The sequence below is a fragment of the Streptomyces sp. NPDC047853 genome (assembly GCF_043204535.1).
In the GTDB taxonomy this organism is placed as follows: Bacteria; Actinomycetota; Actinomycetes; order Streptomycetales; family Streptomycetaceae; genus Streptomyces.
The window spans coordinates 1-14,386 of record NZ_JBIDCI010000013.1; the positions used below are offsets into that span (position 1 = coordinate 1).

The 14,386-nt window shown below is 74.3% G+C and carries 8 protein-coding genes; 1 reads left to right on the forward strand and 7 read right to left on the reverse strand.

What is annotated here, in order from left to right; genetic code table 11:
- Nucleotides 1–734: maltotransferase domain-containing protein (locus tag ACGF5T_RS23415; RefSeq protein WP_366767308.1), on the reverse strand; the 734-nt coding region annotated here is incomplete at its 3' end.
- Between the two features lie 311 nt (nt 735–1,045).
- Here ACGF5T_RS23415 and ACGF5T_RS23420 point away from each other — a divergent pair.
- Entirely contained in the window at nt 1,046–3,664 is a 2,619-nt protein-coding gene (locus tag ACGF5T_RS23420) for a glycosyltransferase family 1 protein (RefSeq protein ID WP_366767309.1), read from the forward strand.
- A gap of 30 nt (nt 3,665–3,694) precedes the next feature.
- Here ACGF5T_RS23420 and ACGF5T_RS23425 read toward each other — a convergent pair whose 3' ends face one another.
- The 6 genes from ACGF5T_RS23425 to ACGF5T_RS23450 form a co-directional block, all read right to left on the reverse strand.
- The gene (locus ACGF5T_RS23425; protein ID WP_053142831.1) at nt 3,695–4,204 is read right to left on the reverse strand and encodes a DUF1990 family protein; all 510 of its coding nucleotides are present in this window, start codon (nt 4,202–4,204) and stop codon (nt 3,695–3,697) included.
- A 145-nt stretch (nt 4,205–4,349) separates the two neighbouring features.
- Nucleotides 4,350–6,389 carry a M4 family metallopeptidase gene (locus ACGF5T_RS23430; RefSeq protein ID WP_366767310.1) on the reverse strand — a complete coding sequence of 680 codons (2,040 nt, stop codon included), beginning with the start codon at nt 6,387–6,389 and terminating at the stop codon, nt 4,350–4,352.
- A 292-nt stretch (nt 6,390–6,681) separates the two neighbouring features.
- The gene (locus ACGF5T_RS23435) at nt 6,682–8,592 is read right to left on the reverse strand and encodes an ABC transporter ATP-binding protein (RefSeq protein ID WP_366767311.1); all 1,911 of its coding nucleotides are present in this window, start codon (nt 8,590–8,592) and stop codon (nt 6,682–6,684) included.
- Nucleotides 8,589–10,388 carry an ABC transporter ATP-binding protein gene (locus tag ACGF5T_RS23440; protein ID WP_366767312.1) on the reverse strand — a complete coding sequence of 600 codons (1,800 nt, stop codon included), beginning with the start codon at nt 10,386–10,388 and terminating at the stop codon, nt 8,589–8,591. Before ACGF5T_RS23440 ends, ACGF5T_RS23435 begins: the two co-directional genes overlap by 4 nt.
- A 49-nt stretch (nt 10,389–10,437) precedes the next feature.
- Complete coding sequence (locus ACGF5T_RS23445) at nt 10,438–12,321, reverse strand: ABC transporter ATP-binding protein (RefSeq protein ID WP_366767313.1); 1,884 nt, start codon at nt 12,319–12,321, stop codon at nt 10,438–10,440.
- Nucleotides 12,318–14,189: an ABC transporter ATP-binding protein gene (locus ACGF5T_RS23450; protein ID WP_366767314.1), complete on the reverse strand. Its 1,872-nt coding sequence runs from the start codon at nt 14,187–14,189 to the stop codon at nt 12,318–12,320. Before ACGF5T_RS23450 ends, ACGF5T_RS23445 begins: the two co-directional genes overlap by 4 nt.
- Nucleotides 14,190–14,386: the final 197 nt, after the last annotated feature.

Here is a 14,386-nt window from a genome sequence, read left to right on the forward strand (position 1 = left end):
CGGAAGGTGCCGTGGGGCCGCTCGGGGGTGCCCTCGGAGCGGGGGAAGAACTCGTACCAGGCGCCGTACAGGGCGCGTTCGCGTTCCACCAGCAGGGGCAGCGGGTCGGAGCTGGTGACCAGCTCCCGCAGCGGATGCCGGGCCAGCACCGCGTCCACCTGCGGCGTCAACGCCGCCGCCAGCCGTGACGCGGCCGGCCGGGACTCGTCCCGCAGCGCGTCGACGGCGGCGAGCAGCTCGCGCCGGTCCCCGGCGCCCGGCACGCCGGCGGCCGCGCGCTCGTACAGCCGGGCGCCCTCCTCCAGGACCAGGTCCGTGTCGATGCCCGCCGGGACCTTGATCCGCGCGTGGTGCCGCCAGGTGGTGACCGGGTCGCCCCAGGCCTCCACGGTGTAGGTCCACAGTCCGGGCTCACCGGCGGTGACGGTGGCCCCCCAGCGGTCGGTGCCCGGGGCCAGCTCGCGCATCGGCGTCCACGGGCCCGGGCGGCCCCGCGGATCTCTCAGGACCACGTCGGCCGCGACCGCGTCGTGCCCCTCGCGGAACACGGTGGCCGATATCTCGAAGGACTCGCCGGTGACGGCCTTGGCGGGCCTGCGCCCCTGGCGGACCACCGGGCGGACGTCCAGGACGGGTATCCGTCCGACGACGGTGGTGCCGTCCGCGGGCGGCACCCCGGAAGACTGCTCCGGTGGCCCCGCGGGGGGCGCTGACGAGTGGTGCGTGGCGGGCATGACCGCTCCTGTCCGCGTCAACGTGGGTGGGCGGATGACTCTGGGGAGGTGGGTCCTGCGGAGGTGCGTGTGGGGTGTACCGCAGGAGCCTTCCCCCACTCCTCGGGTGGGCAATCCGGCACTTTGTTAACTACTCACGCGTATGTCGGCACACGCGACGACCCTGACCGGACACCTTCCCCGCCACAAGATCGTCACGCCGATGGTTATTAGCCCGTCCGGAGACCGGGAACGACGCCGTTCAGGCCGATTCGGAGGACTGTGGGCGAAGCCCCCGGCGAGGGACACATCACCCCGGTAACGTCGTGGGGGTGAAGGCGATCCGTCGACTGACCGTCCGTCCCGTTCTCCCCGACCCCCTCCGGCCGCTCAGTGACCTGGCCCGCAATCTGCGCTGGTCCTGGCACCCGGAGACCCGCGACCTCTTCCAGTCCGTCGACCCCGAGTGCTGGGCCGCCTCCGGCCGCGACCCGGTACGGCTGCTCGGCACCGTTCCGCCCGGGCGCCTGGCGGAGCTGGCCGAGGACCGGCGCTTCCTGCGCCGGCTGACCGCGGTGGCCGACGACCTCGATCACTACATGTCCGGCGACCGCTGGTACCAGGCCCGGTCGGGCCGACTCCCCGCCGCCGTCGCCTACTTCTCGCCCGAGTTCGGCATCACCGCCGCCCTGCCCCAGTACTCCGGCGGCCTGGGCATCCTGGCGGGCGACCACCTCAAGGCGGCCAGCGACCTGGGCGTGCCGCTCATCGGCGTCGGCCTGCTCTACCGCCACGGCTACTTCCGCCAGTCCCTGTCCCGGGACGGCTGGCAGCAGGAGCACTACCCCGTCCTCGACCCGCACGAGCTGCCGCTCGCCCTCCTGAAGGAGGCCGACGGCACCCCCGCGCACGTCGCCCTCGCCCTGCCCGGCGGCCGGGAGCTGCGGGCCCGGATCTGGCTGGCCCAGGTCGGCCGCGTCCCGCTGCTGCTGCTGGACTCGGACGTCGAGGAGAACGACCTCGGCGAACGCGGGGTCACCGACCGGCTCTACGGCGGCGGCAGCGAGCACCGGCTCCTCCAGGAGATGCTGCTGGGCATAGGAGGTGTCCGGGCGGTGCGCACGTACTGCCGGCTCACCGGGCACGACGCGCCCGAGGTGTTCCACACCAACGAGGGCCACGCCGGCTTCCTCGGCCTGGAGCGCATCTCGGAACTGTGCGACGAGGGCCTGGAGTTCGGGTCGGCGCTGGAGGCGGTGCGGGCCGGCACCGTCTTCACCACCCACACCCCCGTGCCGGCCGGCATCGACCGCTTCGACCGCGAGCTGGTCGCCCGCCACTTCGGCCCCGACGCGGAACTCCCACGCATCGACGTCGAACGCGTCCTGCGGCTCGGCATGGAGACCTACCCCGGCGGCGAACCGAACCTCTTCAACATGGCCGTGATGGGTCTGCGGCTGGCCCAGCGCGCCAACGGCGTCTCCCTGCTGCACGGCGGGGTCAGCCGGGAGATGTTCGCCGGACTGTGGCCCGGCTTCGACGCCGAGGAGGTGCCGATCACCTCGGTCACCAACGGGGTGCACGCCCCGACCTGGGTCGCGCCGGAGGTGTTCCGGCTCGGGGCCCGGCAGAGCGGTGCCCAGCGGGCCGAGGACGCGCTGACCGTCGGCGGCTCGGACCGCTGGGACTCGGTCGCCGACATCCCCGACCAGGACATCTGGGAGCTGCGCCGCACCCTGCGCGAGCAGCTCGTCGAGGAGGTACGGGAGCGGTTGCGCGCCTCCTGGCGGCAGCGCGGGGCCGGGACCGCCGAGCTGGGCTGGATCGACGACGTCCTCGACCCGGACGTGCTCACCATCGGCTTCGCGCGGCGCGTCCCGTCGTACAAGCGCCTGACGCTGATGCTGCGCGACCGGGATCGGCTGATGGACCTGCTGCTGCACGCCGAGCGGCCGATCCAGATCGTGGTCGCGGGCAAGGCGCACCCGGCGGACGACGGTGGCAAGCGGCTGGTGCAGGAGCTGGTGCGGTTCGCGGACGACCCGAGGTTGCGGCACCGGATCGTGTTCCTGCCGGACTACGGCATGGCGATGGCGCAGAAGCTCTACCCGGGCTGCGACATCTGGCTGAACAACCCGCTGCGGCCCCTGGAGGCGTGCGGCACCTCCGGCATGAAGGCGGCGCTCAACGGCTGCCTCAACCTCTCGGTGCTGGACGGCTGGTGGGACGAGTGGTTCCAGCCGGACTTCGGCTGGGCGATCCCCACCGCCGACGGCGCGGGTACCGACCCGGACCGGCGCGACGCCATAGAGGCCTCCGCCCTCTACGACCTGCTGGAGCAGCGGATCACCCCCCGCTTCTACGAGCGGGGCGCGAGCGGGCTGCCCGACCGGTGGATCGAGATGGTCCGCCGCACCCTGAGCATGCTCGGCCCGAAGGTGCTGGCCGGACGCATGGTCCGGGAGTACGTGGAGCGGCTCTACACCCCGGCGGCCGAGGCGCACCGCGCGATGGACCCGGACTCCGCCCGGGCCCTGGCCGAGTGGAAGGACCGGGTGCGGGCGGCCTGGCCGGGGGTGAGCGTCGACCACGTGGAGACGTCCGCGGCCGGCGCGACGGCGGAGCTGGGCTCGACGCTCGGGCTGCGGGTGCGGGTGAACCTCGGCGACCTCGCCCCGGACGACGTCGAGGTGCAGGCGGTCTCCGGCCGGGTGGACTCCGAGGACCGGATCACGGACGCGGCCACCGTGCCGCTGAAGCCGGTGGGCGGTCCCGACCTGGAGGGCCGCTGGGCGTACGAGGGTCCGCTGGCCCTGGACCGCACCGGGCCCTTCGGCTACACGGTCCGCATCCTGCCCGCGCACCGGCTGCTGGCCTCCGGGGCGGAGGCGGGGCTGGTCGCGGTGCCGTCGGACGACGTGCTCCAGGCGGCCGGGCTGGTGATGAGGTGAACGCCGCGGGCGGCGGTGGCGCGGGGGCCGTCAGTCCTCCTCGTCGCCGCCGCTCAGCCGTCGCAGCACCGTGCCGCAGCGGCGGGCGTAGGCGTGCTGGAAGGCGCGGGCGGCCGGTCCGCCGGCCTTGGCGTACCACTTGGCGGGGCGGCTGAAGGCGGTCACGGTCAGCCAGACCGTGCCGTCGCCCGTGCGGTCGACCACGAAGGCCTCCTCGCCGGACTCGGGGTGACCGGGCAGCGTGCCGTAGGCCCACCCGGCCCGGCGGTGCTCCTCCAGGGTCCACACCACCCGGCAGGGCGCCTTGATCATTCCGGCGAGGGTGACGGTGACGTCGACGCCGGGCGCGGCGCGCTCCGCGCTCGCGTCGATGCCGACGCCCATCTCCCGGTGCATCTCCCAGGTGAGGACGGCCTCGGCCGCCCGCCGGAACACCGGTTCGCCCTCCCCGAGGCGCGTGCGGACGTGCATGGAGCGGAAGCCGGGCGGGCAGTGGCCCTGCTCGCGGGTGGCGCCGACGTCGTCGTACGTGAAGGACATGGGCACCAAGACTAGGGCGGCACCCGGAAACCGCTGGTTCCGGGTGCCGCCCGCCGTGTTGCGCCGTGCCGTCTCGCGCCGACGGCGCCGCCCCGGGGTGTGGACCGCCGGGACGGCGCCCTGGCCGTGGAGCCCTGCCGGGGGCCTACGGGAAGGTGAGCTTGAAGGAGTTGATGTAACCGGTGTCCCGGGCCGCCACGTCCTGGACCCGCAGCTTCCAGGTGCCGTTGGCGGTCTCCGAGGAGGCGTTCACCGTGTACGTCTGGTTCACGTTGTCCGCCGAGTCCGACGAACTGCTGTTCTTCAGGCGGTACGCGGTCCCGTCCGGGGCCAGCAGGTCGACCACCAGGTCACCGCGCCAGGTGTGCACGATGTCCACCGCGGCCTGGAGGTTGGCGGGCGCGTTGCCGGCCCGTCCGGTCACCGTGACCGAGGAGGTGACCGCCGCTCCGTTGTCCGGGATCGCCACGTCGGCGGCGTTCTCGAAGGAGGTGCCGCCACCGCCGCCGCCGGAGCGGGCGCCCACGTTGATGCCCGCCCACGCGTCCTGCACCCGCTTGTACTCGTCGCTGTCGGTGCCGTACAGCTCACCGGCCGCCGCGAGGGTGCCGGTGCGGGCCGCCGCGTAGTTGGTGGTGGACGTGAACTTGGTGGTGAGCGCGCGGAACCAGATCTTCGCGGCCTTGTCGCGGCCGATGCCGGCGACCGGGAGGCCGTCCGAGGTGGGCGAGTCGTAGGTGACACCGTTGATGGTCTTGGTGCCGCTGCCCTCGCTCAGCAGGTAGAAGAAGTGGTTGGCCGGGCCGGACGAGTAGTGCACGTCGATCCCGCCGATGCCCGAGTACCAGGCGTCCTTGGACGCGCCGTCCTTGCTGGGCTTGTCCATGTAGCGCAGCGGGGTGCCGTCGCCGTTGATGTCGATCTCCTCGCCGATGAGGTAGTCACCGACGTCGGAGGAGTTGTTGGCGTGGAACTCGACGGCCGCGCCGAAGATGTCGGAGGTCGCCTCGTTGAGTCCGCCGGACTCGCCGCTGTAGACCAGGCCCGCGGTGTTGGAGGTGACGCCGTGGGTCATCTCGTGCGCGGCCACGTCGATCGAGGTCAGCGGGTTGGCGTTGCCCGAGCCGTCGCCGTACGTCATGCAGAAGCAGCTGTCCGACCAGAAGGCGTTGACGTAGTTGTTGCCGTAGTGGACGCGGGAGTACGCGCCCACGCCGTCGCCGCGGATGCCGGAGCGGCCCTGGACGTTCTTGTAGTAGTCCCAGGTCAGCGCGGCCCCGTAGTGGGCGTCGGCGCCGGCGGTCTCGGCGTTGGAGGCCTGGCCGTTGCCCCAGACGTCGTCGGGGCCGGAGAAGAGCGTGCCGGTGCCGGAGGTGCCCCGGTTGAGGTTGTACGTCTTGTGGTTGCCGCGCGTGGTGTCGGTCAGCGTGTACGACGACCCGGACTGCGCGGTGCCCAGCGGCACCGTGCCGCTGTACATCGTGTTGCCGGTGCCGTTGTGGATGGCCTGGTACTCGAAGAGCTTGGCGCCGGTGGCCGCGTCGGTGACCACGTGCAGCTCGTTCGGGGTGCCGTCCTCCTGGAGGCCGCCCACGACCGTCTCGTACGCCAGGACCGGGGTGCCGTTCGCCGCCCAGACCACCTTGCGCGGGGCGCGGTCCGCCTCCACCTGCTCGGCGCCGGCGGCCTTGGCGACGGACACGGCCTGGGCCTCGGCCTTGCCGGCGGAGATCTTCGGCGTCACGGTGGCCGGCCTGATCGCCTTCGACGTGGCCTTGACGACCCGCTCGGTCTTCCCGCCGTCGACGGTGACGACCAGGTCGCCGCCGAGGACGGGCAGCCCGTCGTAGGTGCGCTCGTAGCGGGTGTGCACGGTGCCGTCGCGGTCCTTGAGGACGTCGCGGACGACCAGCTTCTCCTTCGCGCCCAGGCCGAGTTCGCCCGCGGTCCGCGCCGTGGCGGCGTCGGCGTCGCGGATCAGTTCGGCGCGCTGGGCCGGGGTCAGCTTGACGGACTCGGCGCCCGGGACGGGGGCCTGCCGGGGTGCCGCGGTGGCGGCGCCGGACTGGACCGCCGTGGCGATCAGCGCGGCGACACCGGCCAGGGCGACGGCGGCGGCGCGGCGGTGGGTGGAGCGGCGGGACGTGGTGTGGGAGGTGCGTCTGTGGGGAGAACTGCTGCTCAACACTGACTCCTTCTGCGTGGCCGCGGGTCGCGCGGCCAGGGGAGACCGGTCGGCGGGTGGGCCGGCCGGGCGGTACTGGGCGGTACGCAGAAACCACGTGCTAGGAGCGGGCCACGGCACGGCGCACGGTGAGGAAGCTGTGGGGGCGCTGTGGAGCGGCCGTGGGAAGAGTGGCAGGGGAACGCGCATTCTGTCAGGAGCGCGTCAGGAAGTTGGCCGGAAATGGTTCGTTGTCCGGGCGTTCATGTTCGATATACGGAGCGGTTGCCCGAGTGTCGTACTGACCGTCCGCTCAGTCGGCGGCGGGACCTGCCGACCCGCCCCGCGCGGGCTCGGGAGGCAGGCCCGCTCCGGGCCCCGAGGGCTCCCCGCGCCCGAGTCCGGGTCCCGACGGCTCCCCGTGCCAGGACCCCCAGAGCGCCGCGTACGCCCCGCCGGACGCCACCAGTTCGTCGTGCGTGCCCAGCTCGGTCAGCAGGCCGTCCTCCATCACGGCCACCCGGTCGGCGTCGTGCGCGGTGTGCAGGCGGTGCGCGACGGCGATGACCGTACGGCCCTCCAGTACGGCGGCCAGCGCGCGCTCGGTGTGCCGGGCCGTCGTCGGGTCCAGCAGGGCGGTGGCCTCGTCGAGGATCAGCGTGTGCGGGTCGGCCAGCACCACGCGGGCCAGCGCGAGCTGCTGGGCCTGCGCACCGTCCGTCCGTCGGCCGCCGGTGCCCAGTTCGGTGTCGAGGCCGTCCGGCAGCTCCCGCACCCACTCCTCGGCGCCCACCGAGGCGAGCGCGGCCCACAACCGCTCGTCCGGGGCCGCCGGTTCGGCGATGAGCAGGTTGTCGCGGACCGTGCCGAGGAACACGTGGTGCTCCTGGGTGACCAGCACGACCTGACGGCGCAGCCGCTCCGGTCCGAGGCCGACCACGGGCACCCCGCCCACCGTCACCGAGCCCTCGGTCGGCGCGTCGACGCCCGCCAGCAGCCGGCTCAGCGTGGTCTTGCCGGCCCCGGACGGACCGACGACCGCCAGCCGTTCGCCCGGCCGCACGGTCAGGTCCACCCCGCGCAGCACCTCGCCGCCCCGCTCGTAGGAGTACCGCACCCCGGACACCTCGATCCGGTCGTCGGCCGGGACCGGGGAGTCGCCCGCCACCGCCCGCGGGGCCCGCGCCAGCCCCTCCACCCGGGCGAAGGAGGCACCGCCCGCCTGGAGCTGCTCGATCCGCATCAGCACCTCGTCGAGCGGCCCGGCCAGCTGCTGGAGGTACACGGCGCCCGCCACCACCGCGCCGAGACTCACCGAGCCGTGCGCGTGCAGGACCCCGCCGAGGAGCAGCACGCACGCCACCGGGACGACGTAGGAGACCTCCACCGCCGGGAAGAACACGCTGCGCAGATACAGCGTGTGGAGGCGGGTGCGCCGGGAGACCTCCAGCGTGTCCCGGTTGCTCCGCACGCGCCGGTCGGCCAGCCGGAACGCCTCCACCGTGCGCGCCCCGGCCACCGTGGCGGCGAGGCTCTCGGCGACCTCCGAGGTGGCCGCGCCCTCGGCGAGGTAGGCGGCCCGCGCCCGGCGCAGGTACCAGCGCAGCGCGCCCCACACCGGCGTCAGGCCCAGCACGCCCACCACGCCGAGCAGCGGGTCGAGCACGAACACCGCGCCGGCCAGGAACAGCGCCTGCACGGAGTTGATCAGCAGTTCCGGTCCGGCGTCCCGCAGCGTCGTGCCGACGGTGGTCACGTCGGCGGTGCCGCGGGTCGTCAGGTCCCCGGTGCCCGCGCGCTCCACCACGGAGGCCGGGAGGGCCAGCGTCCGGTCCACGAACCGCTCCCGCACCCGGGCGAGCGTCCGCTCCCCGAACCGGTGGCCCACGTACCGCGCCCAGCGGGCCAGCAGCAACTGGGCCAGCGAGCACAGCAGGATGGCCAGTGCCATCCGGTCCACCGCGCCGACCCCGCCCCCCGCGCGGACCTCGTCGACGATCCGGCCGAGCAGCCACGGACCCGCGAGACCGGCCAGGGCGGCCAGCGCGTTCAGACCGAGGACGAGCGCGAAGGCCCGCCGGTCGGCGCCGACCAGCCCGGCCGCCGCCCGGCGGACGTCGGCCCGCCCGGCGACGGGGAGCTGCCCCGCGGACGTCGACGCGGCCCCGGACGCGGGCCGGGATGCGGATGCGGACGTGGCCGTGGATGTGGACGTGGACGTCATCGGTCCTCCTCGTCGTCCCGGGCGACCAGCGCCCGGTACCCCGGCTCGGCGCCGAGCAGTTCGCGGTGCGTGCCGGTGGCGACGACCTTGCCGTCGACCAGGAGGTGCACGACGTCCGCCCGGTCGAGCAGCAGGGGAGAGGTGCAGGCCACCACGGTCGTACGGCCCGCGCGGGCGTCCCGCAGCCGGTCCGCCACCGTGGCCTCGGTGTGGGCGTCCAGCGCGGAGGTCGGCTCGACGGCCAGCAGCACCTCGGGGTCGGCGAACAGCGCGCGGGCCAGTCGGACGCGTTGGCGCTGGCCGCCGGAGAGACTGCGGCCCTGGGCCGCGACGGGGCCGTCCAGGCCCTCGGGGAGGGACTGGACCACGTCCTCGGCGGCGGCCGCGTGCAGTGACCGGGCCAGGTCGTCCTTCCGGAGCGCCCCGGCACGCCGCCGCCCGTCGGCCGAGGCCTCGCGGCCGGCCGCGCCCCCGCGGTGCGGTCCCGCGCCCGCGCCGTCCGCGTCCCCCGGGTCCGTCACCGCCTCGCCGATCACCTCGCGCAGGGTGCCCGCGAAGAGGTCGGCCTCCGCGTCGGCGACCAGGATGCGGGCCCGGACCTGGGCGAGCGGCACGTCGGCCAACGGGACGTCGCCCCACCTCACCTCGGAGGGGGCGTACCGGCCGAGGCGGTCGACGACCTCGGCGGCGTCCGCGGGACGGGCCCCGGCCAGTGCGGTCAGGCGGCCGGGGAGGATCCGCACCCCGGAGGCCGGGTCGGACAACGGCGAGGGCTCGGCCGGGGCGTCCCGGGTGCCGGTGTCCGGGTCGGGCTCCAGCCGCAGGAACGCGACGACCCGGCGGGCGGCCACCACACCCCGGCTGAGCTGGTGGGCCATCTCGATCAGGAACGCCACCGGCCAGCCCAGCGCCACCACGTAGCCGTACACCGCCACCAGCTCGCCCACACTGATCCGGCCCTGCGCGGCCAGCCGGGCGCCCATCCAGGTCACCAGGGCCAGGAACAGCATCGGCAGGCCGACCCCGAGGGCCTGGATCCAACTGGTCACCGCCCCCACCCGGTAGCCCTGCTCGCGCAGCCGCCCCGAGTCCCGGCGGAACGCGTCCGCGACCAGGCCCTTGCCGCCCAGCCCGTTGAGCACCCGCAGCCCGCCCGCGAGGTCCCCGATCCGCGCGGTCAGCACGGACTGCCGCTCCCGGTACTCGGCCTCCCTGCCCTGCAACCGCCCCATGAGCGGGCCCAGCAGCACGCCGAGCACCGGCACGCCGAGCAGCACCACCAGGGCGAGCCGGGTCGACACCGACAGCATCAGCGTCCCGACGGCCGCGTAGGCGACGACCGCTCCGACGCCCGGCCCCACGGCAGTCAGCGACGTGCTGATCGTCTGCACGTCACCCACGCCGATGGTGACGACCTCCCCGGTCCCGACCTGCCGGCGCAGCGCCGCACCGAGCCGTGCGGAGTGCCCGACGACCACCTTGACCGTCCGGAAGTTGGCGTCCATCCGCACCCGGGTCATCGTGCGGTGCCGCATGATGCCCAGCCAGGCGTTGAACGCCCCCACGGCGACCAGCGCACCCGTCCACAGCGTCAGCGCGCCCAGGTCTCCGGGGACCAGGCCGTGGTCGACCGCCCGCCCCATCAGGTACGGCGTCGCCGCCAGCAGCACCATCCAGACACTGGCGAGCCCGGCCCCCGCAAGGCAGCGCGGCCACTGTCGCCGGACCAGCCACCCCAGGTACCGCCAGCCGCCTCGGCGGTCCGGCGTGCCGGGGTCCTCGTACGCGTCGATCACCGGTGGCTCCCCCCCCTGTCCGGCGCACCGGGCCGGCGCGATCCCGACCTCACGCCAGGCTGTCCCGCCAGGCCCGGTGGAGGTCCGCGAACCTGCCGGTACCGGCGATCAGTTCCGCCGGCGCGCCGTCCTCCACGATCCGGCCGTGCTCCATCACCAGCACCCGGTCGGCGATCTCCACGGTGGACAGCCGGTGCGCGATCACCACCGCCGTACGGCCCTTCAGCACCGTCGCCATCGCCCGCTGCACCGCGCGCTCACCGGGCACGTCCAGCGAGCTGGTCGCCTCGTCCAGGATCAGCACCGCCGGGTCCGCGAGCAACGCCCGCGCGAACGCCACGAGCTGCCGCTGCCCGGCGGAGATCCGGCCGCCCCGCTTGCGCACGTCGGTGTCGTAGCCGTCGGGCAGGGCGGCGACGAAGTCGTGGGCGCCGATCGCCTTCGCGGCCCGCTCGATCTCCTCCCGGGTCGCCTCCGGGCGGCCGATGGCGATGTTCTCGGCGACCGTGCCGGAGAACAGGAACGCCTCCTGCGTCACCATCACCACCCCGCGCCGCAGTTCCGGCACGGCCAGGTCGCGCAGGTCGGTGCCGTCCAGCAGGACCCGCCCGTCGGAGGCGTCGTAGAACCGGGCGAGCAGCTTGGCCAGCGTCGACTTGCCCGCGCCGGTGGAGCCCACGACGGCGACGGTCTGGCCCGCCGGGATCGTCAGGTCGAAGCGGGGCAGCACCTCGCCGCCGGTGCGGTAGGCGAAGCGGACCCCGTCGAAGACCACCTCGCGGCCGGGGTGCTCCGACTCCCGCGCGGGCAGCTCCTTCGGCGCGGTCGGCTCGGGCACGGACGGCGTCTGCGCCAGCAGGCCGGCGATCTTCTCCAGGGAGGCCGCCGCCGACTGGTAGGAGTTCAGGAACATGCCGAGCCGGTCGATCGGGTCGTACAGCCGCCGCAGGTACAGCACGGCCGCCGCCAGGACACCCAGCGCCAGCGTGCGGTCCGCGACGCGGTGGGCGCCCCACAGCACGATGCCCGCGACGGCCGTGTTGGCGACCAGCCGCGAGCCGACGACGTAACGGGCCATCTCCAGGAGCGCGTCGCCGTTGGTCCGCTCGTGGCGCCGGTTCAGGGCCGCGAACTCGGCGTCGTTGGCGGCCTCCCGGCGGAAGGCGCGCACCGGGCGGATGCCGTTCATCGTCTCCACGAACTTCACGATCACCGCCGCGATCGCCGTGGACCGCTGCCGGTACACCCGTCCCGCGCGCCGCTGGTACCGCCGCACCAGCGCGTACAGCGGCACGAACGAGGCCACGGCGACGCCGCCCAGCCCCAGGTCCAGCCAGAGCAGCAGCGCCGCGATGTAGACGAAGGAGAGGATGACCGTCACGAGTTCCTGGAGGCCCTCGTCGAGCAGCTCGCGCAGCGACTCCACGTCCGTGGTGGAGCGGGAGATGAGCCGGCCCGAGGTGTACCGCTCGTGGAAGTCGACGCTCAGCGCCTGCGCGTGCCGGAAGATCCGGCCCCTGAGGTCCAGGAGCACGTCCTGGCTGACCCGGGCCGCGGTGGCCACGAACGCGTACTGCAGTCCGCCCGCGGCCAGCGAGCACAGCAGGTACCCGGCGCCGACCGCGATCAGCGGACCCTGGTCGTCGTCCCGCAGGGCCGGCACCGCCCGGTCGATGGCGTACGCCACCAGCAGCGGGCCCGCCTGCACGGCCGCCTGCTGGAGGAGCAGGAGGAAGGTGGTGAGGGCGACGCGTGCCTTCAGGGGGGCCAGCAGGGAGCGGAGCAGGGCGGCGGTGGCGCCCGGCGGGCTCGGCAGGACGTCCCGGTCGAAGAGGTCGTCGGCCGCGCGGGTCTCCGCCTCGGCCGCCTCGGCAGCCTCGCCTCCGTGCCGCGGTCGTCCCCGGTCCGGCGCGGTGGCGGTGGGCGAGGTCATCGGCCCTCTCCTTCCCGGTGTTCCCGGTGTTCCCGGAGCTCCGGGCGGTCGTCGTGCCCGTCGAGCCCGGACATCAGGTGGGCGTACTCGGCATTGGCGCGCAGCAGTTCCTGGTGGGTGCCGACGGCGGTGATGCGGCCGTCCGAGAGCAGGGCGACACGGTCGGCGAGCAGGACCGTGGACGGGCGGTGCGCCACGATCAGGGCGGTGGTGTCCGCGAGGACCTGCCGCAGGGCGGCCTCCACGGCGGCCTCGGTGTGCACGTCCAGCGCGGAGAGCGGGTCGTCCAGGACGAGGAACCTCGGCCCGCCGACCACCGCCCGGGCGAGCGCGAGGCGTTGGCGCTGGCCGCCGGAGAGGCTCAGGCCCTGCTCCCCGACCTGGGTGCCGGTGCCCTGGGGCAGGTCGTGCGCGAAGCCGGCCTGCGCCACGTCCAGCGCCCGCCCCAGCTCCTTCTCGCCGGCGCCCTCCGCGGCCCCCATCAGCACGTTCTCCCCGACGGTCGCCGAGAAGAGGGTGGGCTCCTCGAAGGCCACGGCGACCATGGAGCGCAGCTCCTCGCGGGACAGGGCGGTGATGTCCTCGCCGTCCAGCGTGATCCGTCCGGAGGTCGCCTCGTGCAGCCGGGGGACGAGCGCGGTCAGCGTCGTCTTGCCGCTGCCGGTGGCCCCGACCAGGGCCATGGACTCACCGGAACGGATGTGCAGGTCGACGCGGTCGAGGACGGGCGGGGAGCCCGGGGGCGCGTCCGGGTAGCGGAAGCGGACGCCCTCGAAGCGCAGGCCGTCCCCCCGCGCCGTGCCGCCCCGCGACGCCGGAGCGGGCGGTGCCTTCTCCTCGACCCGCGCGGTCGGCCCGTCCTCCTCGACCGGCGCGTCCATCACCTCGAAGTACCGGTCCGTTGCCGTCGCCGCCTCCTGGCTCATCGCCAGCAGGAAGCCGATCGACTCGACGGGCCACCGCAGGGCCAGCGCCGTGGACAGGAACGCCACCAGGGTCCCCGCCGACAGCGAGCCGTCCGCCACCTGCACCGACCCGACGACCAGCGCCGCCCCGATCGCCACCTCCGGCAGCGTGACGATGACCGCCCAGATCGCCGCCAGCAGCCGTGCCTTGCGCAGCTCCGTCCCCCGCAGCCGGTGCGACAGCTCGTGGAAGGCCCGGGCCTGGCTGCGGTGCCGTCCGAAGCCCTTGATGATGCGGATGCCGAGGACGCTCTCCTCGACCACGGTCGTCAGATCCCCGACCTGGTCCTGCGCCCGCCGCGCGACCTGCGAGTACTTCTTCTCGAAGATCCCGCACATGATCATCACGGGGAGGGCAGGACCGAGGATCACCAGGCCCAGCGTCCAGTCCTGGACCAGCATGATGCCCACGCCGACGAGGATCGTCACGCCGTTGACCAGCAGGAACGTCAGCGGAAAGGCGAGGAACATGCGCAGCAGCATCAGGTCGGTCGTGCCGCGCGAGAGCAACTGGCCCGAAGCCCACCGGTCGTGGAAGGCCACCGGGAGCCGTTGCAGGTGCCGGTACAGGTCCGCCCGCATCCCCGCCTCGACCGCGGACAGCGGCCGGGCCACCAGCCACCGCCGCAGCCCGAACAGCAGGGCCTCCGCGAGCCCGAGCAGCAGCAGGTACAGCGCCCCGAGCCACACACCGGCCGGGTCGCGGTCGGCGACCGGCCCGTCCACCATCCACTTCAGGACGAGCGGGATCACCAGACCCAGGCACGAGGCGAGGATCGCCACGCCCGCGGCGGTCGCCAACCGCGTACGCACGGGCCGCACATAGGGCCACAGCCGCAGCAGCGCGCGAACGGTGGACCGGTCCTGGGCGGGGGTCTCGGCGGAGGCGGGTGTCGTCGACATCAGCAGCGAGCCTACGGTTCACCACTGACACTGCCCACCGAGTTTCCGCGGCACCCGGGGTCGTACGGGCGCATCGGACGACCGGCCGATGCGCCCGGAGGACACGCCCGCCGCCGCACCGCGCACCCCCTCCGCACCACGGGCGGCCGCCGCCACCGGCTCCGGCGGACGGACGGCCTCCCGGGTGCGACCCCGCG

Bases quoted from the DNA above. Each gene is read 5' to 3' on its own strand.
- ACGF5T_RS23425 (WP_053142831.1), bottom strand. From the start codon at position 4,204: ATGTCCTTCACGTACGACGACGTCGGCGCCACCCGCGAGCAGGGCCAC.
- ACGF5T_RS23435 (WP_366767311.1), bottom strand. From the start codon at position 8,592: ATGACGTCCACGTCCACATCCACGGCCACGTCCGCATCCGCATCCCGG.
- ACGF5T_RS23445 (WP_366767313.1), bottom strand. From the start codon at position 12,321: ATGACCTCGCCCACCGCCACCGCGCCGGACCGGGGACGACCGCGGCAC.
- ACGF5T_RS23450 (WP_366767314.1), bottom strand. From the start codon at position 14,189: ATGTCGACGACACCCGCCTCCGCCGAGACCCCCGCCCAGGACCGGTCC.